The sequence below is a fragment of the Amaricoccus sp. genome (genome assembly GCF_017995835.1).
GTDB lineage: Bacteria > Pseudomonadota > Alphaproteobacteria > Rhodobacterales > Rhodobacteraceae > Amaricoccus.
The window spans coordinates 25,598-50,870 of record NZ_JAGOID010000008.1; the positions used below are offsets into that span (position 1 = coordinate 25,598).

Below are 25,273 nucleotides of genomic sequence, written 5' to 3' on the forward strand. Positions count from 1 at the left end.
GCCGGACGCTCGAACTGCTTGTCCCCGGGCCCGACCTCAGCCGTGCCTGTCCGAGGCCGGACGACGCGCCACGCGGATCGCCTGCAGGACCGTCTCGCGATCGTTCAGGTGGTTGATCAGGATGAGGATCAGCCGGGCCTGCGCGCGCAGGCTCGCAGTCTCGTCGAGACCGTCCGTCAGGTCGACGAGCGCCTCGTAGACGTCGTCGGCGCCGGTGAGGTTCGGCGCGAGATCGAGGTTGCCGGAGGTCATGCCGCCAGCGCCCGGTGCAGGGCGGCCTCCACGTCCGCGTCGCACGCGGACTTCCAGCGCGCGGCGACGTACTGGTCGGGACGGACAAGGTAGGCGGCGCCTTCCTCGAGGCCGAGGCGTTCGATGGCCAGCCGGTCCCTGTCGTCGACCTCGACCACTCGGAGCCCGACCGGCGCCTTGCCGCGCCAGCCACGGCTCAGGAGAGTGAACTCCTCGCCGATCGATTCGAGCAGCCAGCCGTCGCCGAGCGGGGCGTCGACGACCACGGAGCCGGGGCGCACGCCGTCCGTCCATTCCTCGGCGTCGGGGGTCGAAAGCGGGCTGTCGAACACGATCGCGGTCGAGGGCCTGCCCGAATTGACCATCGGCCGGGCGAACTCGTGGTCGCGGGCGAGCTCGAGGACGGCGTCGCGCAGCGCCCGGCTCGCGGTCGACTTCGGGGTGAGGAAGTCGGACGACCGGGTCGAGTGGATATGGTTCTCCTCGGCCGCAGCGGTCGCCTCGACGTTGTAGCTCTCGAGCAGCGCCTCGCCGGCAACGCCCCGAATCACGCAATCAAGCTTCCAGCCGAGATTGTCGACGTCGGCGAAGCCGCCGTTGCAGCCACGGGCGCCGAAGGGCGAGACGAGGTGCGCGGCGTCGCCGGCGAAGATCGTCCGGCCGTGGACGAAGCGGTCCATGCGGCGACACTGGAAGGTGTAGACGCTGTACCATTCGCGCTCGAACTCGACGTCGTCGCCGAGCATGGCGCGGACATAGGGCTCGACGTTCTCGGGCAGGATCGCGGCGTCGCGGTCGACGTTCCAGCCGAGCTGGAAGTCGAGTCGCCAGACGTCGTCGGGCTGCTTGTGCATCAGCGCGGACTGGCCCGGGTTGAACGGCGGATCGAACCAGAACCACCGTTCCATCGGCATCTCGTGCTTCATGCGGATGTCGGCGATCAGGAAGTTGTCCTGGAACACGCGCCCGTCGAAGTCGAGGCCGAGCTCGCGGCGCATGGTGGAACGGGAGCCGTCGCAGGCGATCACCCATTCGGCCCTGAGATCGTAGGTTCCGCTCGCGGCGGTGACGTGCAGGTCCACGCCGTCATTCATCGGAGTGACCGCTTCGACCTTGTGGCCCCAGCGAAGCTCGACGTTGGGCAGCTCGGCAAGCGCCTCGACCAGGAACTCCTCGATGTAGTACTGCTGGATGTTGACGAAGCCGGGCCGCTTCTGATCCTTTAGTGGCCGCGTGTCGTACCGGTAGACCGGGTCCGACGCGTCGCGCCAGAAGATCTTGCCGACCTCCCAGGTCAGGCCCTTGGCCATGATGGCGTCGCCGATTCCGAGCCTGTCGAAGATGTCGAGCGTCCGCTTGGAGAAGCAGATCGCCTTCGACGCTTGCGCGACGAAGTCCAGTCGGCTGAGAACCACGACGGGATGGCCGCGACGTCCGAGGTCGAGCGCCATGGCGAGCCCGACGGGGCCCGCCCCCACGATGGCGACCGTCGTATGCTCCCTTCCGTCCGGGAACGGAACCGGGCTTGGCTCGAATTGCCGGAAGACCTTGAAACCGCGCGCATTAATCATGACTACCCACCCACCTACGGCAACAACTTCACCCAAGTCCGCCGTCTCAGTCCACTGTCGAAACGCAAGTATGCTTAACGTCGACATACCCTTCCAGGCATTCGACACACGTCTTCGCGTCAAGACCCGCTCCCCCGTCGTTGTCGAGGCAAGTCAGGTCAGGACTGCTGACGATTCGTGCACATCCCCCGCGCCGTTCTGGAGAAATTCGTAGCGTTGCGGCGCGGTTTGATCAAGTGTTTCGCGCCCGCGTCGAGCCCGCGTCGGTTCCGTCGGCCTTCGCCAAGAGTGGCGTTGGCTGGTAGGATGCCGGCCTTGCCCGCGGAGGAGGAATGTGATGCGGCCCCAGGCAACTCCGATCACCCATATCGATGACGAGCGGTTTCGCGTCACGGAGTGGCGGTTCGCTCCGGGGGCCGAGACGGGATGGCACCGTCACGGGCACGACTACGTCATCGTGCCGCTCACCGACGGGGTGCTCGGGCTCGAGGAATCCGGCGGCGTCGTCCGCAACGCCCCGTTGACGCAGCATGTGCCCTACTCGCGGCGCGAGGGAGTGGAGCACAATGTTGTGAATGGCGGCGCCGGGCCGCTCTCGTTTCTCGAGGTCGAGGTGGTCGATGACGCCCTCACCCGCGCCCGGCTGGCGACGCTGGAGCGATTCGCGGACGCATGGAACGCCCACGACCTCGAGACGCTGATGGACTGCATGGCCGAAGACTGCGCCTTCAACGCCTCGGCCGGGCCGGAGGCCGAGGGGCGGCGGCATTTCGGGCGGGCGGCGGTGCGGGCCGCCTTTGCCGCGGTGTTCGCGACTTGGCCGGATGCGACGTGGCGCGACCCGGCGCATTCGGTGGCAGGCGACGTCGGGCTCTCGCGCTGGCGATTCACCGGGACCGACGCCTCGGGGCGGCGGACGGAAGTCGACGGTTGCGACATCCTGACCTTCGAAGGCGAGCACATCGTGCTCAAGGACAGCTATCGCAAGGCGCGGGGCTGAGTCGGGCACGGCGCGTCCATGACGTGATCTTCTCTATCCACGGGTAGGCACAGAGGGACCTGATACCGGCGGGCTCATGAAACGACTCGCGGGCGCTTTTTGGCCTTTGACGCTTTTATCGTTTGAACTCAGGTAGTTACCCTATCTATCACGCGTGTTAGCCCGTGCTGCGCCGGGTGGCCTGGTAGACTCGCCGGTATGAGACGATCGAGCCGCCACGAGTCAGCTCAAACGGTCGCCGGCATAAGGTGGCGGAGCCCTGACGGATGCGGCCGGCTGGCGCTGCTGGCCCCGCGCATTGCCGGGGCAGGCCAAGCGCACGGGCATGCTCGACCGCATCCGCGCCGCCCGTCGGACCCTGGCGCCGCGTCGACCGTCTCGCGGCTCTGCCGTTCCGCCCGCGGCGTGGGGCGACGTGGCGCATGCGGCGCCGTCTTGCCGCTCGCAAGCTTGCGCAGGGCGGCCGCGCGTCCCCCTCCAGGGAACTACCGCTGCGCCCCGTTCCGGCTGCGACTATTCCGCCGCTTTCGCCATCGGGTTGTTGGGATGGGTGGTCCAGTTGGCGTGTTCCGCCGGCACCACCCGGCCGGTGCGCGGGTCCGTCGCGCCCGGAGCCAGGCGCTCCATGGTGATGCAGCCCTCGACCGGGCAGACGTTGACGCAGAGGTTGCAGGCGACGCATTCGTCGTCCTTCACCTCGAAGACCCGGCCCGGCAGCATGGCGATCGCCTGGTGCGAGGTGTCCTCGCAGGCGGCGAAGCAGCGGCCGCACTTGATGCAGAGCTCCTGGTCGATCCGCGCCTTGGCTACGTAGTTGAGGTTGAGGTACTGCCAGTCGGTGACGTTCGGCACGGCGCGTCCCACGATGTCGGCGAGCTTGGCGTGCCCGCCCCGGTCCATCCAGAGCCCAAGCCCGGCGATCATCTCCTGCACCACCCGGAATCCGTAGGTCATCGCCGCGGTGCAGACCTGGACCGAACCGGCCCCGAGCGCCATGAACTCGGCCGCGTCGCGCCAGGTGGTGATCCCGCCGATGCCCGAGATCGGCCGTCCGCGGGTCTCCGCGTCGCGGGCGATCTCGGCGACCATGTTGAGCGCGATCGGCTTCACCGCCGGGCCGCAATAGCCGCCATGGCTGCCCTTGCCGTCGATCGACGGCAAGGGGCTGAAGGTGTCGAGGTCGACCGAGGTGATCGAGCTCACCGTGTTGATGAGGCTGACCGCATCGGCGCCGCCCCTGAACGCCGCCCGGGCCGGAAAACGGATGTCGGTGATGTTCGGCGTGAGCTTCACGATCACCGGCATCCGCGTGTTCGCCTTGCACCAGCGCGCGACCATCTCGATGTACTCGGGCACCTGGCCGACCGCCGAGCCCATGCCGCGCTCGCTCATCCCGTGCGGGCAGCCGAAGTTGAGTTCCACCCCGTCCGCGCCGGTCTCCTCGACGAGCGGCAGGATCGACTTCCACGACGCCTCGTCGCAGGGCACCATGAGGCTCACCACCATCGCCCGGTCGGGCCAGTCGCGCTTGACCGCCTTGATCTCGCGGAGGTTCGTCTCCAGCGGCCGGTCGGTGATCAGCTCGATGTTGTTCAGGCCGAGCAGACGCCGGTCCGCCCCCCAGACCGCGCCGTAGCGCGGGCCGTTGACGTTGACGATGTGCGGGTCGAGCCCAAGCGTCTTCCAGACCACGCCGCCCCAGCCGGCCTCGAAGGCGCGCCGCACGTTGTATTCCTTGTCGGTCGGGGGCGCGGAGGCGAGCCAGAACGGGTTGGGCGAGCGGATGCCCACGAAGTCGCACCTGAGGTCGGCCATGACGCTCCTACCTTTCCGAAGCGCGTTGCATGACGGGAAAGCGGCGCGCCCGGCCGGGGCGAGCCGCAAGGAAATCCGGCGAGGGGAGGCGCAGTCGGAGGCTCAGCCCCCGGCGAGGGTCCGCCAGAGGTGGCCGATCACGTCGCCGCCGATCGCGCCCGATTTCGGGATCGCGTAGGCCCAGGCGAGGGCGCCGGGCACGTTGGCGAGCTGAAAGCGCAGAAAGGCCATCGTCGCCGCGCCGGCCAGCACGAAGGCGACCGCGCGCAGCGGGCCGAAGAAATGCCCGATCAGCACCGCCGCCGGGCCGAACCGCACGAAGAGCCCCTTGCCGCGCTCGACCGTCGGCTGCTGGTTCCTGAGCGGCCCGGCGCTGAGGATGCTCGGGCCGAAGCGGCGGCCGAGCCACCAGGACAGCGTGGAGCCGGTGAGCGCCCCGAGCGAAGCCCCGACCCAGAGCGGGAACAACTGCAGCGCACCGGTCGCCACCAGACCGCCGACGCCGAAGAGGATCGCGGTCGAGGGGATCAGGATGGAAACGAAGGCCACCGTCTCGGCGAAGGCGAACGCGAACGCGATGTAGGGGGCCCAGGTCGCGTTGTCCCGCACGAAGTCCAGAAGGCGTTCCAACGCCGCGTGCATACGTTCTCCGCAACTCGTGAATCGGCCTCCCGACTAGCCGCGAAGCCGGGAGGGCGCAAGGCTGCGCGTGGCGCACGGCGCGTGTCATGCGCAGAGCGCGGCGTGGATGTCCATCGCCGCGTCACGGCCTTCGGCGACCGCGGTGACGGTCAGGTCTTCGCCGCCCGCCGCGCAATCGCCCCCGGCCCAGACGCCGGGGAGGCTGGTCCGCCCCGGCCCCTCCACTGCGATCTTGCCGCCCGCGAGCGCCAGCCGGGACGGCAGCGGCCCGAGCCGCTGGCCGATCGCCTTGAAGACCTGGTCGGCGGCGAGACGGAAGGTCTCGCCGGTCGCTTCGAGCCCGGCCTCGCCCTCGCGCACATGGGCGAACTCGACCTCGGCCAGCGCGCCGTCGCCGATGGCGCGCAGCGGCACGGCGCCGGTAACGATGCGCACGCCGCGGCTCAGCGCCAGATCCTGCTCGTATTCGCTTGCGCCCATGCGGTCGCGGCCGCGGCGATAGACGATGGTCACGTCCTCGGCGCCGAGGAGCTTCGCCTGCACCGCCGCGTCGATCGCGGTCATGCCGCCGCCGATCACCACCACGCGCCGCCCGACGGGCAGCGCGCCAAGGTCGGCGGCCTGACGCAGCTCGGCGATGAACTCGACCGCGGGCCGCACACCTGCCTTGTCCTCGCCCTCGATCCCGAGGGCGTTGACGCCGGCGAGGCCGACGCCGAGGAAGACCGCGTCGTGGTCCGCGCGCAACGTCTCGAGCGTCAGGTCGCGCCCCAGCGCGACCCCGTGTCGCACCTCGATCCCGCCGATCCCGAGCAGCCAGTCGAACTCCGCCTGGGCGAAGCCGCCCGGCGCCTTATAGGCGGCGATGCCGTACTCGTTGAGCCCACCCGCCTTGGGCCGGGCGTCGTAAATCGTCACGTCATGGCCGAGCATGGCGAGCCGGTGCGCGCAGGCGAGGCCCGAGGGGCCGGCGCCGACGACGGCCACCCGCCTGCCGGTGGCGGCGGCGCGGGCGAAGGGATGGCCGCCGCGGGCCACCAGCGTGTCGGTGGCGTAGCGTTGCAGCCGGCCGATCTCGACCGGCCTGCCCTCGGCTGCCTCGCGAACGCAGGCCTCCTCGCAGAGCGTCTCGGTCGGGCAGACCCGCGCGCAGATGCCGCCGAGGATGTTCTGCGTGAAGATCGTCCGCGCCGCCGACTCGGCCGCGCCGGTGGCGATCTCGCGGATGAACATCGGGATGTCGATCGAGGTCGGGCAGGCCGCCACGCAGGGCGCGTCGTGGCAGAAGTAGCAGCGGTCGGCGGCGACCATCGCCTCGTGGTCGTCGAACCGGGGCGCGATGTCGGAGAAGTTTCGAGCGATCGCTTCCGCCGGGAGCCGTCCCGCGACGATTCCGGAGGCGCGCGGACCTTCGCCCGCAAGGCTGGGTTTCATGGACCTCTCCTGGACGAGCCTTTTCCCGAAGGCTCTCACAGCGCGATTCTTTTATCAAACGGTAAAATCATGATGCGGCGCGGACCTGGCGTTGGCGTCACCTGGAGCGATGAGGTCATCCGAGGGCGCCATTCCCGTTGCGGTCGTGGCGCGCCTTCGCCTAACTGCCGGTTCATGCGGCACGAACCGCCACTCTCGCGGAGCCTCCGGAGCGCCCGCGCCCGGGTCGGCGCTGCCGGCCGTCGCGCCGGCTGGCTCCAAGGGCGACGTGCTGATCCAGCGGTCTCCCACCGCGGCGACGTCAGGAGATTGTCATGAGCGTGCATCCGGGATCCTGCCAATGCGGCGCCGTCGCCTTCGAGGCGGAGGTGGACGTCTCCAGACCGCTGGTCTGCAACTGCTCGCGCTGCCGAAGGCTCGGCTCGCGGCTCGCCTTCGCCACGCCGGACGGGTTCCGGTTGCTGCGGGGCGAGGGAGCCTTGACGGAATACAGGTTCAACTCCGGCGTCATCCGCCACCAGTTCTGCGCCACCTGCGGGATCGAGCCCTTCGCCTTCGGCCGCACGCCGGACGGCCGTGACGTGGTGGCGATCAACGTCAACTGCCTCGACGACGTCGATCCCCTGGCGCTGCCGACGCAGTTCCACGACGGGCGCAGCGCCTGACGCCCCCGCGTCGCTGACCGCCCGGCCCCCGGCCGGGAACCCCGGCGCCTCCCGTCCATTCCCCCCGCCCGGAATTGCCCTTGCCGACATACCAACCGGTCGGTATGATGCGACCCATGGAAACCGCCGCCGCTCCCCGCAGGGACGCACGTGCCCGCCTCCTCGACGCGACGCTGGCTGTCGTTCGCGGCAAGGGCTTCGCCGCCACCTCCGTTGACGAGCTGTGCCGGGCCGCGGGCGTCACCAAGGGCGCGTTCTTCCATCACTTCCGCTCCAAGGAGGATCTCGCCGTCGCGGCCGCGGGGCATTTCTGCGCCATGGCGGACGGACTCTACGACGCTCCCTGGACCGGTCTGCCTACCGCCGCGGAGCGCGTCCTCGGCTATGTCCAGCTCCGCCGGGACATCATCGGCGGCGCCTTCGAGGAGTTCACCTGCCTCCTCGGCACCATGGTTCAGGAAACTTACGCCACTTCCGACCCTATCCGCGCCGCCTGTGAGGCGGGCATCCTCGGACATGCCTATCGCCTCCTGCCCGACCTGACGGCGGCGCTCGCGGCGACGGGCCGCGATGACGTCACGCCGGAGACCGTGGCGCTCCACATCCAGGCGGTGCTCCAGGGCGGCTTCATCCTCGCCAAGGCGACGGGGGACCCCGCCACCGCCCGGGCGACCGTCGACCACCTGATCCGCTACCTGACCTTCCTGCTCGCGCCGGCGGGCCGGCCGTGACGGGTCAGCACACCGCCGGACGAAACCATCGCCCCACTCGGGCGTTCTCCCGGACCCACCCCGAACCAACGGAGCAGAAGTCATGAGCTACGTCGACGGATTCGTTTGCGCCGTGCCGCTGGCCAACAAGGAGGCCTATCGCAGCCACGCCGCGCAGGCAGCGGAACTCTTCAAGGAGTTCGGCGCGCTGCAGGTGATGGAGGCCTGGGCCGACGACGTTCCCGAGGGCGAGGTCACCTCCTTCACCATGGCGGTCAAGCGCAAGGACGACGAGGCCGCGGTGTTCTCCTGGGTCGTCTGGCCCTCCAAGGAGGTCCGCAACGCCGGCTGGGAGAAGATGATGAAGGACGACCGCATGCCGCAGGACATGTCCGCCATGCCCTTCGATGGCAAGCGTATCATCTACGGCGGGTTCTCGCCGATCGTTGAGGCCTGATGGCCCATGCAGAAGATCGTCCCCTGCCTCTGGTTCGACGGCGCCGCCGAGGAGGCGGCGGCGTTCTACGCCTCGCTTGTCCCTGACTCGGAGGTCGGCGCGATCACGCGCTACGGCAAGGTGGGCCAGGAGATCCACGGTCAGGGGGAGGGCACGGTGATGACCGCCGAGTTCCTGCTGGCGGGGACCGAGATCGTGGCGATGAACGGCGGCCCGCTCTTCCGCTTCACCCCGGCCATCTCGCTCTTCGTCACCCTGCCGGACCGCGCCGACGTGGACCGCGTCTGGGACGGGTTGATCGAGGGCGGCCGGCCGCTGATGCCGCTCGACGCCTACCCCTGGGCCCCGCGCTACGGCTGGCTCGCCGACCGATGGGGCCTCACCTGGCAGGTGGCGCTCGGCGATCCCGCCGCCTCCGGTCGACGGTTGGTCCCGAGCCTGATGTTCACGGGGGCGGAGGCCGGCCGCGCCGAGGAGGCCATGAACCTCTGGACCGGCCTCCTGCCGGACTCCGGGGTCGCCGGCGTCCTGCGCTGGGACGGCGCCGAGTCCCCCGACCGGGCCGGAACGGTCAAGCATGCTCAGTTCCGCCTCGCTGGCGAGACTTTCATGGCGATGGACAGCGCGCTGACGCACGACTTCGGCTTCAACGAGGCCGTCTCGCTGATGGTCCTGTGCGAGGACCAGGCCGAGATCGACCGGCTCTGGGCCGCCATGTCCGCCGTGCCGGAGGCCGAGGCCTGCGGCTGGCTCAAGGACCGCTTCGGCGTCTCGTGGCAGATCACCCCGCGTGACACCCTCCAGATGCTCGCCGGGCCGGACCGCGCCGCCGCCGACCGGGCCATGGCCGCCTTCATGGACATGAAGAAGATCGACATCGCGCGCCTGGAGGCGGCCTTCGCCGCCTGACGCGCGATCCTGCCCCACCGAAACTGCGCCAACGAACCGGCGCCAACGGAGGACCGACCCATGCCATCCGACGACATCAGGACCGCCGATCCCCGCACGACCGCCCGCCCCTCCGCCGAGGTGATGAGCGGCGTCATCCCCTATCTCGACATGAACGGCCGCGCCGCCGAGGCGGCGGACTTCTATGCCCGCGCCTTCGGCGCCAAAGACCTCGGCCGCATGGCGGATCCGCAAAGGCCGGGCCGCCACATGCATGTCCAGATCGAGATCAACGGCGGCGCGCTGATGATGTCCGACGGCATGTCGGCCGACGAGCGCCCCGGCCCGGCCGGGCTCCACCTCCAGCTCGTCGTCGAAGACGGCCACGCCTGGTGGAAGCGCGCCGTCGAGGCCGGCTGCGACATCGTCTATCCCTACGAGAAGCAGTTCTGGGGCGACTGGTGGGGCCTCCTCAAGGATCCCCTCGGCGTCCAGTGGGGCGTCCTCGAGTCAGGCCCCGAGCAGCCCTCCGCCTGATCCACCTGATCCGACGCCGCCTGCGCAAGCACCCGGAGACCGCCATGCCCGACCGCATCTTCCCCTGCCTCCTCCTTCCCGGCCAGGCCGAGGCGGCGGTCGACTTCTACTGCGCCGTCCTGCCCGGCGCCCGCCGGCTGCGCACGATCCGCGGCGGGCCGGGCGGACCGGACGCGGTCCTGACCGTCGAGTTCGAACTCGACGGTCGGCTCCATCTCGCGCTGAACGCCGGCCCGGAGCCCGCGCCGTCGATGATCGTCTCGCTCGTCGCCGCCTGCGCCGACCAGGCGGAGATCGACCGGCTCTGGGCGGCCCTCGCCGAAGGCGGGGAGCATGGCCGCTGCGGCTGGCTCCGCGACCGCTTCGGACTCTACTGGCAGGTCTGCCCCGCGAACTTCGGCGAGCTCCTCGCCGACCCGGAGCGCGCGCCCCGCGTCTTCGCCGCGATGATCCGGATGGGAAAGCTCGACATCGCGACGCTCGAAGCGGCCTGACGCCGCGCGCCGTCAGGCCGCGACGGGCACGGCCTCGGCTATGTCGGCGATCTCGGCCACCGCCGCGGCGATGGCTTCCGCCCGCGCCTCGGGACCGAAGCCGATCTTCTCCGCCCGCACGAAGCGCACGTCGCTGACGCCCATGAACCCGAGCAGGTGCCGCAGGTACGGCTCCTGGAAGTCGATCGCCTGCGCCGGACCTGCGCTGTAGAGGCCGCCGCGGCTCTCGATCACGATCGCCCGCTTGCCCTTCAGCAGCCCCTCCGGGCCGGCCTCGGTGTAGCGGAAGGTGCGGCCCGCGCGCAGCACGTGGTCGAACCACGAACGCAGCACGGTCGGGACGCTGAAATTGTACATCGGCGCGCCCAGAACCAGCACGTCCGCCGCCTCGAGTTCGGCGATCAGCGTGTCCGACAGCGCCCGCGCCGCCAGCTCCGCTTCCGACGACGGCTCGCCGCGCACGCCGGCGAGCGTCGCTGCGGTCAGGTGCGGGACCGGATCGGCGGCGAGGTCGCGGCGGACGACGGCGGCCCCCGGCGCAGCGGCGACCAGCGCCGAAACCGTCTCGTCCACCAGGCGGCGGGACACGGAGGCCGAGCCGGCCGAGCTGCTGTCTATGGCCAGGATATTGAGCATCTGGAATCTCCTCGTTCGTTGAGGAACGATCTGGCGTCGCCCGATGCACAACGGTAGCCTTTCGACCGGCATATCTGTGTTGCAGAAAACGGAACGCTGGCGGTGGACATCGACGACCTGCGCGTCTTCGTCGAGGTCATCGAGGCGCGGGGCCTGACGCCGGCCAGCCGCCGGCTCGGCCTGTCGAAATCCGTGGTCAGCCGCCGCCTCGCCCGGCTCGAGGCGGAACTCGCCGCGCCGCTCGTCGCGCGCAGCACCCACGGCGTGGCGCCGACCGAGGCGGGCGCGGCGTTCAAGGCCCATGCCGACCGCATCCTCGCGGAACTCGACGCCGGCCGCGAGGAGATCCGCCGGGGCGGCGGCGAGATCGCCGGTCGTCTGCGCGTGTCCGCCCCGCTCTCGTTCCTCGCAACCCACCTGGCCACGGTCCTGCCGGAACTGGCGCTGCGCTGGCCGCGGCTCGACGTCCACGCTGCCTACAGCGACCGCGTCGTCGACCTGATCGGCGAGGGCTTTGACGCGGCGATCCGCGTCGGCAGCCTGCCCGATTCGACGCTGGTCGCCCGCCGCATCGCCCCGGTCCGGGCGGTCCTCGTCGCCAGCCCGGCCTACCTGCGCAAGAACGGCACGCCGGGCGCCGTGGCCGACCTCCGCGCCCACGCCATCCTCGCCCAGGTGCACGAGACCTGGCGCTTCCGCGAAGGCCGCCGCGAAATCACGCTCGCGCCGCAGGCGCGGTTCCTCGCCGACAGCGGCCCGGCCCTCCTCGCCGCGGCGCGCCTCGGCCTCGGCGTCGCGCGACTGCCGGCCTTCCTGTGCCGCCCGGCGATCGAGGCGGGCGAACTCGTCCGCGTCCTTCCCGACCACGCCATGCCGGAAGTCGGCCTCTTCGTCGTCCGCCCGCCGCCGGCGGACCCGGCTCCCGCCAGGGTCCGCGCCCTGATCGAGCTCCTTGCCGAGCGTTTCGCCGCCGAGTCGTGACCGCGTCGGCGCGTGCGCTGCCGGCGCCGCACTCCGCCTTCAGGCATTCATACTGGCAGAAACCCTATCGAGCAGGCGCCGGGGCCCCGCCAAAGGGCGGGGAGAACGAGGACTCGCGGCGAAAGGCCGCTCCTTCGCAGGGAGGCCGCAAAGGCGGCCGACCGTCAGCGCCGTCCGAGCGGGACCCCCTTGCGGGGTCCCCGAGGGCGGCGCTCCCCCCGGGAGGTCGAGGACGGATCGCCCGGGTCGGGCCGCCTCAGCGCCCGAGGATCTTCTTCACGTATTGCTGGGTCTCGGCGTAGGGCGGCACGCCCCCGTGCTTCTCCACCGCGCCCGGACCGGCGTTGTAGGCGGCGAGCGCCAGTCGCCAGTCGCCGAACTTGCGGTACTGCATCGACAGATACCGCGCGCCCCCCTCCAGGTTCTGCTTGGGATCGTGCGGATTGACCCGCAGCAGCCGCGCCGTGCCCGGCATCAGCTGCGCCAGCCCGATCGCCCCCTTGGACGACACCGCCGCGGGGTGAAAGTTCGATTCCTGACGCACCAGCCGCAGGAACAGATCCTCCGGCACGTTGTGCCTGCGCGCCGCCGCCCGCGCCAGCTCCTGGAACTGGCCGTTCGAGCCGTAGTAGCGCGGGATGGCCCAGTCGTCGGTCTCGGCGATGCGCGACGGCCGCCGCGGCTGGCCCTTCAGCGCGCCGGGCACGGGCGCGCGGATCAGCGAGCGATACTCCGACGAAAGGCTGGAGCTTCCCGACAGCACGCGGCTCAACTGCACTTCCGCAGCCGCCGGGCCGGACAACGCAAGGCAGGCGCCCAGCGCGATCGCAATCCGTCTCATGGTCCCTCGTCCTGCTTGTCGGCGCCCGCCTCGATCGCCGCCCGGCCTGCGCCGGAATTGCGCGGACTATGGCAAAAACTTTCCGCGCTGTCAGCCTCTCTGTTATCGTCGGGATGCGGTCAACCTACCCGGTTGTCCTTCATGCCGCGTTAACCTATTCAGGGCGACGTTCCGCCCCGCCCGCACCCACCCCGGGCCAGCGGAAGAGCCATTTGGGAGAGCGGCATGGCCGGCAGCGTCAACAAGGTGATCCTGATCGGCAATCTCGGTCGCGATCCGGAAGTCCGGTCGTTCCCGAGCGGCGGCAAGGTCGCCAACCTGCGCATCGCCACGTCGGAGACGTGGCGCGACAAGCAGACCGGCGAGCGCAAGGAAAAAACCGAGTGGCACTCGGTCGCGATTTACTCCGAACCGCTCGTCCGCGTCGCCGAGCAGTACCTGCGCAAGGGCTCCAAGGTCTACCTCGAGGGCCAGCTCGAGACCCGCAAGTGGCAGGACCAGTCCGGCCAGGACCGCTACAGCACCGAGGTGGTGCTGCGCCCTTATCGCTCGGAACTGACCATGCTCGACGGCCGCGGCGATGGCGGCATGGCGGGCGGCCCCGACTACGGCGACGACCGCGGGATGCCCGGCACGCGCGGCGGCGCCGGCCCCTCCAGCCAGATCGACGACGAGATCCCGTTCTGACGCGACCGGTCGCGCGGCGCGGCGGCCCCGGCCGCCTTCGGGGATCCTGATGTCGGCACGCCGCCGCGCCCGCTCCGTCGCATTCGTCGCTCTCGCCGTCGCGGCCGGCTGCGCGCCCCGCGGGCAGATCGTCTTCGACCCGGCCGCCGCCACGGTGGGCGCGCGCGAGCAGGTCTTCGTCAGCACCGCCCGCGCGCCGGTCGCAGGCCCGGAGCTCTACGGCCACGACCGCAAGGCGCCGCCCGACTTCGCCATCTTCGACGTTGCGGTCCCGCCGCGCCGCGACGCAGGGACCGTGACCTTCCCCGACCCACGCCACCCGGACCCCGAGACGCAGTTCCTCGTCACGTCCGCCCGCCGCTTCGCCGGAGAACCCGAGTTCCGCGCCGCGATGAACGCCGCCCTTGCCGCCGATCCCTCGGGCGAGGCCGAGGCCATGGTCTTCGTCCATGGCTTCAACGTGAACTTCGCCGAGGGCGTCCTGCGCCACGCCCAGATCCAGCACGACTACGACCGCCACGACGTCGCGGTGCTGTTCTCCTGGCCCTCCGCCGCCAAGACCTGGCGCTACTTCGACGACCGCGAGAGCGCGCTCTTCGCCCGCCGCGCGCTGGAGGAGACCATCGCGTCGGTGGCCAGTTCCGACGCGCGGCAATTCAATCTCGTCGCCCATTCCATGGGAGCGTTCCTGCTGATGGACACGTTCTCGACGATGATGCGGCTCGGCTACGACGAGGCGGAGCGCAAGATCAACGCGATCTTCCTGCTGGCGCCCGACATCGACCTCGACGTGTTCAAGGAGGAGGCCCGGCCGATTCTGGAGCGCGGCGTGCCGATCGTCGTCTTCGCCTCGAAGCACGACGAGGCGCTCAGGATCTCGGCATGGCTTCGCGGCGAGCACGACCGGCTCGGATCGCTCCGCGACGAGTCCGAACTCGGCGGCCTGCCGGTGACGATCTACGACATCACGGAAGTCGAGGCCGGCGACCCGCTCGACCACTTCGCCGCCGCGACCTCGCCCGCCCTCCTCGCGCTCTTCCGCAACCTCCGCCACAGCGACGACTTCTGGGAATACACCCCGCCCCCCGGAGCGCGGACCGTGGGCTATGTGATCCGCCCGACGCCCGGCGCCGCCGAGATCGCGCTGGACGAGGACCAGACCGCCCCGCCGCGGTTGCCGCGCGCCGCGAATCCCGCTACCCCGCGCATCGACAGAGCGGAGCCTGCCCGATGACCCCACCGAAGAAGGTCGTGCTCGCCTATTCCGGCGGCCTCGACACCTCGATCATCCTCAAGTGGCTGCAAACCGAGTACGGCTGCGAGGTGGTGACCTTCACCGCCGACCTCGGCCAGGGCGAGGAGCTCGAGCCCGCCCGCCAGAAGGCGATCCTCCTCGGGATCCGGCCCGAGAACATCCACATCGAGGATCTGCGCGAGGAGTTCGTGCGCGACTTCGTGTTCCCGATGTTTCGCGCCAACGCCCTCTACGAAGGCCAGTACCTCCTCGGCACCTCGATCGCCCGCCCGCTGATCGCCAAGCGCCTCGTCGAGATCGCCGCGGCGACCGGCGCCGACGCCGTCGCCCACGGCGCCACCGGCAAGGGCAACGACCAGGTCCGCTTCGAACTCGCGGCCTACGCGCTCGACCCGCATATCCGCGTCATCGCCCCCTGGCGGGAATGGGGCCTGACCAGCCGCACTCGGCTCATCGCCTTCGCCGAGGAGCACCAGATCCCGATCGCCCGCGACAAGCGCGGCGAGGCGCCGTTCTCCGTCGACGCCAACCTCCTGCACACCTCCTCCGAGGGCAAGGTGCTGGAGAACCCCGCCGAGGAAGCGCCCGACTACGTCTACCAGCGCACCACCGACCCGGAGAAGGCCCCGGACACGCCCGAATACGTCGAGATCGCCTTCGAGCGCGGCGACCCGGTGGCCATCGACGGCGCGCGCCTGACCCCGGCCGCGCTGCTGACCCGGCTGAACGAGCTCGGCGGCCGGCACGGCGTCGGCCGGCTCGACCTCGTCGAGAACCGCTTCGTCGGCATGAAGTCCCGCGGCGTCTACGAGACCCCGGGCGGCACGGTCCTGCTCGCCGCGCATCGCGGCATCGAATCGATCACGCTCGACCGCGGCGCCGGCCACCTCAAGGACGAGCTGATGCCGCGCTATGCCGAGCTCATCTACAACGGCTTCTGGTTCTCGCCCGAGCGCGAGATGCTCCAGGCCGCCATCGACCGCAGCCAGGAGCACGTCAACGGCAGCGTCCGGGTGAAGCTCTACAAGGGCTCGGCCACCGTCGTCGGCCGTTCCTCGCCCGACAGCCTCTATTCCGAGAAGCACGTCACCTTCGAGGAGGACGCGGGCGCCTACGATCAGAAGGACGCGGCCGGCTTCATCCGCCTCAACGCGCTGCGCCTGAAGCTCCTCTCCGCCCGCAACCGTCGGTAGGCGAGGGCCCCGGGCCTTCCGGAAGCGCGAAGGCCCGCGACTCGGGTCCTGCGGGCGTGGTATGTTCCGCCCGCAGACCTGGCTCCGGCTGCATGCCGCTTCCCGGCGGCGCGCGCGGACCGGGCGGTCACGGGCATGTGGGGATCCGGAGCGCAAGGCCTGGGCCGACCCCTTCGCGACGAGGGGAAATCCATGCCCTTCTATCTCTATCAGATCGCCTATTCCCCCGAGGCCATCAAGGCGATGGTCGCCAACCCGCAGGACCGCACCGCCGCCGCGGCCAAGCTCATCGAGGCGATCGGCGGCAAGCTGCATCACCTGTTCTTCGCGTTCGGCAAGTTCGACGTCGTCTGCCTGATCGAGGGCCCCGACGACAGGATGATGGCGGCCGGCGCGCTGGCGGTCGCCGCCGCGGGCACCGTCTCGCGGTCCGAGACCGTCAAGCTGCTGACGGCCGCCGAGGCGAAGGAGGCGATGGGGATGGCCAGCAAGGCGACCGCCGCCTACAAGGCCCCCATGGCGTCCTGAGCGTCGGCGACCCGGCGGCGCGCGCCGGCCGGCCCGCGCCGCAAGCGCGGGCTGCATCCGATCTCGCCAAGGCGAAATCGCCGGGGAACCGGCGGGATCCCCACGCCGCATCGACCGAACCGATCGAACGCGGCGCGGAGTGCGCAGCTTGCGCCGGCGATGCGGGCGTCGCGTTCGTTTCATCATATCAATAGCTTACGCAGCTATCACGCGTGATACGGCCGGCAGCGGGGCCGGCCCGGCCCGCGGCGGCGGCGTGGGCTCCCACGGATCCCCGCTAGGAATCGCGCCCGCCCCCGGCCTATGATCCCTCCAACAGAACCGACGGGGAGGACGACCATGACGCGGACGCTGGCGGTGCTCGGCGCGTCGAACACCGGCAAATCGACGCTCGTCGACCGGTTCTGCACCCTCGAGGGCGGCGCTATCCAGCCCGCCGCCGCGCCGGGCGAGGCGCGGGTGGCGGGCTTTGCCCATCTCGGCGAGCGCTGGCAGGCGATCGACACGCCCGGCTCGATCGAGGCGCTGCACGTCGCCAAGGCGGCGCTGCTCGCCGCCGACGTCGCGGTGATCTGCGTCACCCCCGACCCGGACGCCGCGCCGCTCGCCGCGCCCTACCTCCACGCCGTCGCCGCCGCCGGCACGCCGGCGCTGATCTTCGTCAACCGCATCGACGAGGCGACGGCCCGGATGCGCGACCTCGTCGCCGCGCTCCAGGACTATGCCGAGCACCCGATCATCCTGCGCCAGGTGCCGATCCGCGACGGCGACCGCATCACCGGCGCCGTCGACCTCGTCTCCGAGCGCGCCTGGTCCTATCGCGAGGGCGAGCCCTCGAAGCTGATCGAGCTTCCCGCCGGCATGATCGAACGCGAGCACGAAGCCCGCGAGAGCCTGCTCGAATCGCTCTCCGAGTTCGACGACCACCTGCTCGAGGAACTGATCGAGGAGCGCGTTCCCCCCTCCGGCGAGGTCTACGCCCTCTGCGCCCGGGCCCTGGCCGAGAACAAGGTCGAGGAGGCGCTGATCGGCTCCGGCCTGCACGGCAACGGCGTGGTCCGGCTGCTGAAGGCGCTGCGCCACGAGGCCCCGCAGCCCGAGGCCCTGCGCGCCCGCCTCCAGCAGCAGGCCGGCCTCACCGAGTCCCCCGCCGCCGTGGTCTTCGCCGGCGGCTATCGCAAGCACATGGGCCGGATCGCGCTCCTGCGCGCCTTCGAGACCCTGCCCGCCACCCGTCCGCTCGGCGGCCGCGCCCCCGGCCAGCTCTCGCCCGCCGACCCGCGCGAACAGCGCCACCTCGACGAGGTCGCCGAGGGCGAGATCGTCCAGGCGGTCAAGGCCGACCACCTCGCCCCCGGACGCCTCGTCACCCAAGGCGCGGTCCACGACGCCCCCGGCTGGACCGCGGCGCTGCCCGCCATGCTCCACCGCCTGATCGCGCCGTCGAACGAGCGCGACGGCGTGAAGCTCTCCGGCGCCCTCGCCACCCTCGCCGAATCCGACGGCGGCCTCGGCGTCGCCCAGGATCCGGCCACCGGCGGCGCGCTGGCGAGCCTTCAGGGGCCGCTCCACCTGCGCCTCGTGCGCCAGCGGCTCAAGGACGCCTTCGGCCTCGAGGTCGCCGACCTCGACCCGAGCCCCGCCTACCGCGAGACGATCACCAAGAGCCACGACGTCGCCTACCGCCACAAGAAGCAGACCGGCGGCGCCGGCCAGTTCGCCGACGTCAAGATGACCATCGCCCCGACCGGCCGCGGCGCCGGCTTCTCCTTCGCCGAGACGGTCAAGGGCGGCGCGGTGCCGAGGAACTACATCCCCGCCGTCGAGGCCGGCGCGCGCGACGCCATGGAGAAGGGCCCGCTCGGCTTTCCGGTCGTCGATGTGGCGGTGACGCTGACCGACGGCCAGGCCCACGCGGTCGACAGCTCCGACATGGCCTTCCGCATCGCCGGCCGCCGCGGCGTCGGCGAGGCGCTGGAGGCGGCCGGCCCCGTCCTCCTCCAGCCGATCCACCGCGCCCGCATCCACGCGCCCTCGATCTTCACCGGCGGCTTCGGCCCGATCGTCTCAGCGCTCCACGGCCAGCCGCTCGGCTTCGAGCCGGACCCCGAGGCGCGCGGCTGGGAGGTCTTCGAGGCGCTCCTGCCGGCGGCGGCGCTCCCGGGTCTCGCCAACGACGTCCGCGCCTCCACCCAGGGCGTCGGCTGGTTCTCCGAGAGCTTCGACCACTACGAGGAGATGCACGGCAAGGCCGCCGAGCGCATCGTCCAGGACCACGCCCGCGAGCCGGCCTGACGCCGCGCCCGGCGCCGCCGTCGGAAGGCCGCCTTTGCGGCCACAAGGTGCGCGCAGGTGCGCGCAGAGTCTTCTTTGCCTGTTTCGCGCGCGTTCGCGCGAAACCGACTGCTCTCCAGGTTAGCAAACCTGAATGAATGCCTGAGGCATCCCCGGTCCGGCCGCGCGCATCAGCATGCCGTAGAGGTCGCGCGGGTCGTCCGGGTCGGCCACGAGGTCGAGCTCCTGGCCGAGGCCCGTCGCGGCGAGGCGCTCGCGCACGTAGCGCAGCGCCGAGAAATCCTCGATCGCGAAGCCGACCGAGTCGAACAGCGTGATCGCCGCCGCCGAGCGGCGCCCGGGCGCGCGCCCGGCGATCACCCGCCACAGCTCCGTCACCGGATGGTCGGGCGCGAGCTGCTGGATTTCGCCCTCGACCCGCGTCTGCGGCGGATGCTCGACGAAGATGTCGGCCCGCATCAGGATGTCGCGGTGCAGCTCGGTCTTGCCCGGGCAGTCGCCGCCGATCGCGTTGATGTGGACGCCCGCGCCCACCATGTTGTCCGTCAGGATCGTCGCCCGCGTCTTGTCCGCCGTGCAGGTGGTCACGATCCGCGCGCCCTCGATCGCCTCCTCCGCCGACCGGCACGCCGTCGTCCGCAGCCCGGCCGCGGCGAGGTTGCGTCGGCTCTTCTCCGTCGCCGCCGGGTCGAGGTCCCAGAGCCGCGCCGCAGATCGCCCGGAACGCCAGCGCCTGGAATTCGCACTGCGCCCCGTTGCCGATGATCGCGTGGGTCCGCGCTCCCGGCGGCGCCAGGTGCCTGGCCGCCACCGCCGAGGTCGCCGCCGTGCGGAACGCCGTCAGGAGCGTCATCTCCGACAGGAGCACCGGATACCCGGTCGCGACGTCGGCGAGCATCCCGAATGCCGCCACCGTCTGCCGCCCGTCCCGGGCGTTGCCGGGATGACCGTTCACGCACTTGAAGGCATAGGTCGCGCCGTCCGAGGTCGGCATCAGCTCGATCACGCCCTCGGCGCTGTGGCTCGCCACCCGCGGTGTCCGGTCGAAGCTCTCCCATCGGGCGAAGTCCGCCTCGATCCGCGCGGCGAGTTCCGACAGAAAGCGCTCGATCCCGGTCGCGTGCACCAGCCGCATCATGTGGTCGACGCTGACGAAGGGGACGAGGTTCAGGGCGGCGGTGTTCATCTGCGATCTCCCATGAGCCGCGCCACCAGCTCGACCATCAGCCGCGCCGTGCGGCCGCCGCGATCGAGCCGCGGGTTCAGTTCCACCACGTCGAGGCTCGTCACCCGTCCCGACGCCCGCAGCCGGTCCATCGCCGCCAGCGCCGCCCGCCGGCTCGCCCCCGCCGGGACCGTCGTCCCCACCGCCGGCGCGAGGCCGGGATCGAGGAAGTCCACGTCGAGGCTCACGTGCAGCAACCCGTCCTCCGCCGCCACCCGGGCCAGGAACGCCGCCAGCGCCCGCCCCATGCCGCGCACCCCGTGCGCCGCCACGCCCGCCTCCGCGAGCGCCCGCGCCTCGGCCGGATCGACGCTGCGCACCCCGAGCATGCACACCCGCCGCGGATCGACCGGCGCCGCCAGCGCCGGGAAATAGCCCTCGAACCCCGGCCGCCCCGTCGCGTAGGCGGCCGGCGTCCCGTGCAGGTTGCCGCTCGTCGTGGTGTCGAGCGTGTGGAAATCCGGATGCGCGTCGAGCCAGAGGAGGAAAAGAGGCCGGCCTGCCTCCGCCGCGCGCCGCGCCAGCCCGGTCACCGTCCCGGCGGACAGGCTGTGGTCGCCGCCGAGGAAGACCGGCAGGCCGCCGTCCGAGGCCGCGAGCGCCGCCTCGGCCAGCGCCTCGGTCCAGGCCGAGACCTCGGGCAGCGCCTTCAGGGCCGCGTTGCCGTGGCAGAGCGGCCGCGACGGCCGCGGCGCCACGTCGCCGAGGTCGGCGGCCCCGAGCGCCGCGCCGATCCCTGCGGCGCGCAGCGCCTGCGGCCCCAGCGCGCAGCCGGGCCGGCCCGCGCCCTCCTCGACGGGCGCCCCGACGAGGCGGATATGCAATGCATCGTTGATGTGTCCCATGCCGCCATATCGACATCACGTCGCGGCAATGTTGAGAGACAGGATTGGCGCATCCGGCAGGCCGATCTATCATTTCGGCAGTCGGATCGACCAGTACGGACAGATGGACCCGCTCGACCAGAAGCTCGTGTCGCTGCTGCGCCACGACGCCCGCCGCTCGGTCTCCGACCTCGCGGCCGAACTCGGCGTCGCCCGGGCCACGGTGCGCGCCCGCATCGCCCGGCTGGAGGCGCGCGGCGAGATCCTCGGCTACACGGTCATTCTTCCCGCCGACGCGGTCGAGGCGGCGGTGCGCGGCGTCATGTCGATCGCGATCGACGGGCAGGCCACGGCCCGGGTGATCCGCACGCTCGGCGCCATGCCCGAGGTGGCCGCGGTCCATACCACCAACGGCCGCTGGGATCTGGTGGTCGAACTGGCAGCCGCCGGCCTCGCCGACTTCGACGCCACGCTCCGGCGCATCCGCCTGCTGCCGGGCGTCGCCACGAGCGAGACCAGCCTGCTTCTCACCACCCCGCGCAGCACCCGCGCCCGCCTGTGACGGGTTGGCCTTCGCGCCGGTTTCCGGTTATGTGGGCCCGCCGTCCCCGTAGCTCAGCGGATAGAGCGATCGCCTCCTAAGCGATAGGTCACAGGTTCAAGTCCTGTCGGGGACGCCACGCCTCGCAGCGGCGGGAAAGCCGCTCAGCGGTAGAACACGTTCCCGCCGATCTCGCCCACGCGCGGGCGCTTCGAGAAGAAGCCGCCCGGGCGGGCCTTGGCGGAGTGGAAGAACAGCGCCCCGCGGGTCGGGTCGTCGCTGCCCGCCAGCACCGCCGTCGCGGCCTGCTCCGCGCGCTGCCGCTTCACCTTGTCGCGCAGCGCCAGCGACCGGCCGGAGCAGCGGTACGAGAACTGGCAGCCCTGCTTGATGACGCCGCAGACCGAACTCGGGAACCGCGAATCGCGCGCCCGGTTCAGGATCACGTGGCCGACCGCCTGCTGCGACTCCGCGTGCGGGTTCGCCTCGAAATAGATCGCCTCGGTCAGGCAGACCTGATCCGCCTGCGAGTGGTCACGCTGCCCGGAAGCCCCGTTCGCCTGCGCCACTGGGGCGAGGGAGAGGGCGACGAGAACGGTCGCGAAGGTTCTGGTCAGAAGGCGCATGGCTCGCACTCCCTGGGCGTTCCTGGGAGCCCCAAGCTGCCATGCTGCATTGCAGCAAGTCGAGGCGCGCCGGATCTATCGGCAACTTTCCGCCCGCGCGCCTTGAGAACGCGACGATTTTTGCTGCTGCGCGGCATAATCGCCGCAGCGCAACATCACCCGGGATGGAGCCCGGCCACCCGCGCGCGCAGCCGAATCAGCCCGAGCACCGTGTCGAGAACCGGCGTCGCCACGCCCGTCAGCCGGCCGAGTTCCTGCACCGCGCCCACCAGCGCGTCGATCTCCATCGGTCGCCCGGCCTCGAGGTCCTGCAACATCGAGGTGCGGTGCGCGCCGACCGCCGCCGCCCCGTCGATCCGCCGGTCAACGTCGATCGGGAAGCGCACGCCCAAGCTCTCGCCGACCGCCTGCGCCTCCAGCATCATCGCCCGCGCCACGCCGCGCGTCCCCGCATCGGCGCAGATCCGGTCGAGCGTCGCCAGCGTCAGCGCGGAGATCGGGTTGAAGCTCAGGTTCCCCCACAGCTTCACCCAGATCTCGTCACGGATGCGCGGCCGCACCGGCGCCCGCAGCCCCGCCCCCTCCAGCGCCGCCGCGAGCCGCAGCGCCCGCGCCGACCGCTCGCCCGTCGGCTCGCCGAGCGAGAATCGGTTGCCCTCGACATGCCGGATCACCCCGGGCTCCGCCACCTCCGCCGCCGGATAGACGACGCAGCCGAGCACCCGCTCCGGTCCGAACGCCTCCCACTGCACGCCGCCGGGATCGACGCTCTCGAGTCGCGTGTCCGCCAGCGGCCCCTCCAGCCCGTGGAAATACCACCACGGCACGCCGTTCACCCCGCTCACCAGCGTCGTCCCCGGCCCGAGCAGCGGCAGGATCGCCGGCACGGCCGCCGGCACGGAATGCGCCTTGAGCGTCAGCACCACGTAGTCCTGCGGCCCCAGCGCCGCCGCATCGTCGGTGGCCCGGACCGGGACGGTGAATTCGCCCTCCGCCGCGACCAGCGCCAGCCCGCGCGCCTGCATCGCCGCCAGATGCGGCCCGCGCGCCACGACGCTCACCTCCGCCCCGGCCCGGGCCAGCATCGCGGCCATGTAGCCGCCGATCGCCCCGGCGCCGAAGACGCAGATCCGCATCAGCCCCCGCCGAGCCCGAGCTTCGCCGCGAGCCCGATCCGCATCAGCTTGCCGGTCGCGCCCTTGGGGATCTCGGCGAGGATCACCACCCGCCGCGGCGTCTTGAACTCCGCCAGTCGCTCGCGCGCGAAGTCGCGGATCTCGCCCTCGCTCGCCGCCGCGCCCTCGCGCAGCACCACCGCCGCCGCGACTTCCTCGCCCAGCGTCCGGTGCGGCAGCGCGAAGGTCACCACCTGCGCCACCGCCGGATGGTCCATCAGCACCGCGTCGACCTCGAGCGGGCTCACCTTCTCGCCGCCGCGGTTGATGATCTCCTTGAGCCGTCCGGTCAGCCCAAGATAGCCCTCGGCGTCGAACGCCCCCTGGTCGCCGGTGCGGAACCAGCGCCGCCCCTCGGCCTCGAAGAAGCTCCTCGCGTTGGCCTCCGGGTTCGCCTCGTAGCCCGGCGTCACGTTCGGGCCCGAGATCACCACCTCGCCCGTCCCGCCCGGCAGCAGCCGGTCCTCGACCTCGTGCGCGATCCGCACCTCCGGCCCTGCGGCGACCCCGACCGAGCCCGGCTTCTGCGCCCGCGGCGGCAGCGGGTTCGAGCACATCTGGTGCGCCGCCTCGGTCATGCCGTAGCTCTCGATCACCGGGCACGCGAAGGTCTCGGCGAGCGCGATCATCACCTGCGGCGGCAACGACGCCGACGACGACCTGATCAGCCGCAGCCCCGCCGCCCGCACGATCTGCGCGTTGCGCGCCGACCGGCCGAGGATCGTCTGGTGCATCGTCGGCACCGCCGTGTACCAGCTCGGCCGCGCGTCGTGGAGCCAGCCGAAGAACCTGAGCGCGTCGAACCCCGGCGCGCACCAGACCGAGCCCCCCGCCGCGAGGCTCGCCGTCACCGCGGCGACCAGCCCGTGAATGTGGAAGAGCGGCATCACGTTCAGGCAGCGGTCCGCCGGCGACAGCGCCAGCGCCGCCCCGATGTGCCGCGCCGAGGCCGCGAGGTTCGATTGCAGCAGCGGCACGATTTTCGGCCGCGAGGTCGTGCCCGAGGTGTGCAGGATCAGCGCGATGTCCTCGGCCTCGGCCTCCGCCCCGAAGGCCGGCGCCCCCGCCTTGCGCTCCGCCCTGAGCCGGAACCGCCCCGCCGCCCCGTCCGGCGACAGCCGCAGCACCGCGAGCCCCCGCGCCAATGCCGCCTCCGCCGCCGGCCCCTCCGCGCCCTCGGCCAGCACGATCGCCCTGGCGCCGAGGTCGTCGAGATAAAAGTCAAACTCGTCGCGTCGATAGGCCGGGTTCAGCGGCGCCGTCGTCGCCGCCTGCGCGATGGTCACGAACGCCGCCGCCATCTCCGGCCCGTTCGGCAGCACGATCGCCACCCGGTCGCCCCGCGCGATCCCCGCCTCGGCCAGCGTCGCCCGCACCTCGCGCGCCAGCGCCCCGAGCCCCCCGAAGCTCAGCCACTCCCGCTCCGGCGCCCCCAGCGCCGGCGCGTCCTCGGCATGGCCTGCGATCAGCGATGCGAGCGTCTCCGCCATGACGTCCCCCCCCCGGGCTTCCATCGACGTTGGCCGCCTGCGCCGGCGAGATCAACCCCGCACGGCAAGGCCGCAACGCGGCCGTGGCGCTGTCACGACGTGTGCAGCCGGCGCCTATACGGGCGGGGGCCGCTCACTCCGCCCCGCCCGTCCGCGCGTGGATCTCGCACAGGCACTCCACCGGCTCGGAATGATCGCGCTGCACCTCCACGTCCGCTCCCGCCAGCGCGTCCATCTTCCGCGCCAGCTTCAGGTCGAGCCCGCTCAGTCCCCGGCAGTCGTGGGTGGTCAGCGTCACGTCCACCACGTTGTAGATGTTGGTCCACTCGGGATGGTGGTTCAGCTTCTCGGCGTGCAGCGCCGCGCGCGACATGAAGCCCCAGGCCTCGACGAAGCTCCGGAACTTCCACACCTTGCGGATGGCGTCGCGCCCCTCGACCGCGCCCCAGCCCGCCGCGCCCAGCGCCGGCAGCGCCTCCGTCCGCTCCGCTGCGGTCAGCAACTCCGCCAT

At 71.5% G+C, this 25,273-nt stretch carries 25 protein-coding genes, 1 tRNA gene and 2 pseudogenes; 15 read left to right on the forward strand and 13 right to left on the reverse strand.

Annotation, left to right across the window (positions count from 1 at the left end; translation table 11 throughout):
- Positions 1-36: 36 nt before the first annotated feature.
- Together KBA23_RS02595 and KBA23_RS02600 are read right to left on the reverse strand one after the other, a co-directional pair.
- Positions 37-252 (reverse strand): DUF2783 domain-containing protein, encoded by a 216-nt coding sequence (locus tag KBA23_RS02595; protein ID WP_290736524.1) that lies wholly within the window; start codon positions 250-252, stop codon positions 37-39.
- Complete coding sequence (locus KBA23_RS02600; protein ID WP_290736527.1) at positions 249-1,823, reverse strand: FAD-dependent oxidoreductase; 1,575 nt, start codon at positions 1,821-1,823, stop codon at positions 249-251. Before KBA23_RS02600 ends, KBA23_RS02595 begins: the two co-directional genes overlap by 4 nt.
- A 337-nt stretch (positions 1,824-2,160) precedes the next feature.
- On the opposite strand from KBA23_RS02600, the gene KBA23_RS02605 reads away from it, so the two are divergent.
- Entirely contained in the window at positions 2,161-2,823 is a 663-nt protein-coding gene (locus KBA23_RS02605) for a nuclear transport factor 2 family protein (RefSeq protein ID WP_290736530.1), read from the forward strand.
- A 513-nt stretch (positions 2,824-3,336) separates the two neighbouring features.
- Here the strand turns inward: KBA23_RS02605 and preA are convergent.
- The 3 genes from preA to KBA23_RS02620 all read right to left on the reverse strand — a co-directional run bounded on the left by preA (position 3,337) and on the right by KBA23_RS02620 (position 6,714).
- A complete protein-coding gene (gene preA, locus KBA23_RS02610) occupies positions 3,337-4,638 on the reverse strand; it encodes an NAD-dependent dihydropyrimidine dehydrogenase subunit PreA (protein ID WP_290736533.1) in 1,302 nt (433 codons plus the stop codon).
- 102 nt (positions 4,639-4,740) lie between these two features.
- A complete protein-coding gene (locus KBA23_RS02615) occupies positions 4,741-5,268 on the reverse strand; it encodes a DedA family protein (RefSeq protein ID WP_290736536.1) in 528 nt (175 codons plus the stop codon).
- A gap of 96 nt (positions 5,269-5,364) precedes the next feature.
- Positions 5,365-6,714: an NAD(P)-dependent oxidoreductase gene (locus KBA23_RS02620; RefSeq protein WP_290736539.1), complete on the reverse strand. Its 1,350-nt coding sequence runs from the start codon at positions 6,712-6,714 to the stop codon at positions 5,365-5,367.
- Positions 6,715-7,028: 314 nt separating this feature from the next.
- On the opposite strand from KBA23_RS02620, the gene KBA23_RS02625 reads away from it, so the two are divergent.
- The 6 genes from KBA23_RS02625 to KBA23_RS02650 all read left to right on the forward strand — a co-directional run bounded on the left by KBA23_RS02625 (position 7,029) and on the right by KBA23_RS02650 (position 10,465).
- Entirely contained in the window at positions 7,029-7,379 is a 351-nt protein-coding gene (locus KBA23_RS02625; protein ID WP_290736542.1) for a GFA family protein, read from the forward strand.
- Between the two features lie 116 nt (positions 7,380-7,495).
- Entirely contained in the window at positions 7,496-8,110 is a 615-nt protein-coding gene (locus tag KBA23_RS02630; RefSeq protein ID WP_290736545.1) for a TetR/AcrR family transcriptional regulator, read from the forward strand.
- Between the two features lie 82 nt (positions 8,111-8,192).
- A complete protein-coding gene (locus KBA23_RS02635) occupies positions 8,193-8,546 on the forward strand; it encodes a DUF1428 domain-containing protein (protein ID WP_290736548.1) in 354 nt (117 codons plus the stop codon).
- Between the two features lie 6 nt (positions 8,547-8,552).
- Positions 8,553-9,455 (forward strand): VOC family protein, encoded by a 903-nt coding sequence (locus tag KBA23_RS02640; protein WP_290736551.1) that lies wholly within the window; start codon positions 8,553-8,555, stop codon positions 9,453-9,455.
- Between the two features lie 60 nt (positions 9,456-9,515).
- Positions 9,516-9,971 (forward strand): glyoxalase/bleomycin resistance/extradiol dioxygenase family protein, encoded by a 456-nt coding sequence (locus tag KBA23_RS02645; RefSeq protein ID WP_290736554.1) that lies wholly within the window; start codon positions 9,516-9,518, stop codon positions 9,969-9,971.
- A 44-nt stretch (positions 9,972-10,015) separates the two neighbouring features.
- Positions 10,016-10,465 carry a VOC family protein gene (locus KBA23_RS02650; protein ID WP_290736557.1) on the forward strand — a complete coding sequence of 150 codons (450 nt, stop codon included), beginning with the start codon at positions 10,016-10,018 and terminating at the stop codon, positions 10,463-10,465.
- A 12-nt stretch (positions 10,466-10,477) separates the two neighbouring features.
- Here KBA23_RS02650 and KBA23_RS02655 read toward each other — a convergent pair whose 3' ends face one another.
- Positions 10,478-11,101, reverse strand: a complete 624-nt coding sequence (locus KBA23_RS02655; protein ID WP_290736560.1) for an NAD(P)H-dependent oxidoreductase — start codon at positions 11,099-11,101, stop codon at positions 10,478-10,480.
- A 102-nt stretch (positions 11,102-11,203) separates the two neighbouring features.
- Here KBA23_RS02655 and KBA23_RS02660 point away from each other — a divergent pair, with 102 nt between their 5' ends.
- On the forward strand, positions 11,204-12,082 hold the full coding sequence (locus KBA23_RS02660; RefSeq protein ID WP_290736563.1) for a LysR family transcriptional regulator: 879 nt from the start codon (positions 11,204-11,206) through the stop codon (positions 12,080-12,082).
- Between the two features lie 256 nt (positions 12,083-12,338).
- On the opposite strand, the gene KBA23_RS02665 is transcribed toward KBA23_RS02660, so the two are convergent.
- The gene (locus KBA23_RS02665; RefSeq protein ID WP_290736566.1) at positions 12,339-12,923 is read right to left on the reverse strand and encodes a lytic transglycosylase domain-containing protein; all 585 of its coding nucleotides are present in this window, start codon (positions 12,921-12,923) and stop codon (positions 12,339-12,341) included.
- A 225-nt stretch (positions 12,924-13,148) separates the two neighbouring features.
- On the opposite strand from KBA23_RS02665, the gene ssb reads away from it, so the two are divergent.
- The 5 genes from ssb to KBA23_RS02690 all read left to right on the forward strand — a co-directional run bounded on the left by ssb (position 13,149) and on the right by KBA23_RS02690 (position 18,881).
- A complete protein-coding gene (ssb, locus tag KBA23_RS02670; RefSeq protein WP_290736569.1) occupies positions 13,149-13,610 on the forward strand; it encodes a single-stranded DNA-binding protein in 462 nt (153 codons plus the stop codon).
- Positions 13,611-13,659: 49 nt separating this feature from the next.
- A complete protein-coding gene (locus KBA23_RS02675; RefSeq protein WP_290736572.1) occupies positions 13,660-14,844 on the forward strand; it encodes an alpha/beta hydrolase in 1,185 nt (394 codons plus the stop codon).
- Positions 14,841-16,058, forward strand: a complete 1,218-nt coding sequence (locus KBA23_RS02680) for an argininosuccinate synthase (protein ID WP_290736575.1) — start codon at positions 14,841-14,843, stop codon at positions 16,056-16,058. The genes KBA23_RS02675 and KBA23_RS02680 overlap by 4 nt, the downstream gene beginning before the upstream one ends.
- A 192-nt stretch (positions 16,059-16,250) precedes the next feature.
- On the forward strand, positions 16,251-16,586 hold the full coding sequence (locus KBA23_RS02685; RefSeq protein WP_290736578.1) for a GYD domain-containing protein: 336 nt from the start codon (positions 16,251-16,253) through the stop codon (positions 16,584-16,586).
- Between the two features lie 339 nt (positions 16,587-16,925).
- On the forward strand, positions 16,926-18,881 hold the full coding sequence (locus tag KBA23_RS02690; protein ID WP_290736581.1) for an elongation factor G: 1,956 nt from the start codon (positions 16,926-16,928) through the stop codon (positions 18,879-18,881).
- A 120-nt stretch (positions 18,882-19,001) separates the two neighbouring features.
- Here the strand turns inward: KBA23_RS02690 and KBA23_RS02695 are convergent.
- Positions 19,002-20,067, reverse strand: a pseudogene (locus KBA23_RS02695) (ornithine cyclodeaminase).
- Positions 20,064-20,951 carry an arginase gene (rocF, locus tag KBA23_RS02700; RefSeq protein ID WP_290736584.1) on the reverse strand — a complete coding sequence of 296 codons (888 nt, stop codon included), beginning with the start codon at positions 20,949-20,951 and terminating at the stop codon, positions 20,064-20,066. The pseudogene KBA23_RS02695 and the gene rocF overlap by 4 nt, the downstream one beginning before the upstream one ends.
- A gap of 103 nt (positions 20,952-21,054) precedes the next feature.
- Here rocF and KBA23_RS02705 point away from each other — a divergent pair, with 103 nt between their 5' ends.
- Together KBA23_RS02705 and KBA23_RS02710 are read left to right on the forward strand one after the other, a co-directional pair.
- The gene (locus KBA23_RS02705) at positions 21,055-21,492 is read left to right on the forward strand and encodes an Lrp/AsnC family transcriptional regulator (RefSeq protein WP_290736587.1); all 438 of its coding nucleotides are present in this window, start codon (positions 21,055-21,057) and stop codon (positions 21,490-21,492) included.
- Between the two features lie 42 nt (positions 21,493-21,534).
- Positions 21,535-21,610: transfer RNA gene (locus tag KBA23_RS02710), tRNA-Arg, on the forward strand.
- Positions 21,611-21,635: 25 nt separating this feature from the next.
- Here the strand turns inward: KBA23_RS02710 and KBA23_RS02715 are convergent.
- The 4 genes and pseudogenes from KBA23_RS02715 to KBA23_RS02730 form a co-directional block, all read right to left on the reverse strand.
- Positions 21,636-22,097, reverse strand: a complete 462-nt coding sequence (locus KBA23_RS02715) for a cell wall hydrolase (protein WP_290736590.1) — start codon at positions 22,095-22,097, stop codon at positions 21,636-21,638.
- A 155-nt stretch (positions 22,098-22,252) separates the two neighbouring features.
- A complete protein-coding gene (locus tag KBA23_RS02720; protein ID WP_290736593.1) occupies positions 22,253-23,233 on the reverse strand; it encodes a 2-dehydropantoate 2-reductase in 981 nt (326 codons plus the stop codon).
- Positions 23,233-24,762: an acyl--CoA ligase gene (locus tag KBA23_RS02725; protein WP_290736596.1), complete on the reverse strand. Its 1,530-nt coding sequence runs from the start codon at positions 24,760-24,762 to the stop codon at positions 23,233-23,235. Before KBA23_RS02725 ends, KBA23_RS02720 begins: the two co-directional genes overlap by 1 nt.
- A 217-nt stretch (positions 24,763-24,979) precedes the next feature.
- Positions 24,980-25,273: pseudogene (locus KBA23_RS02730) on the reverse strand (4a-hydroxytetrahydrobiopterin dehydratase); the annotation flags it as partial.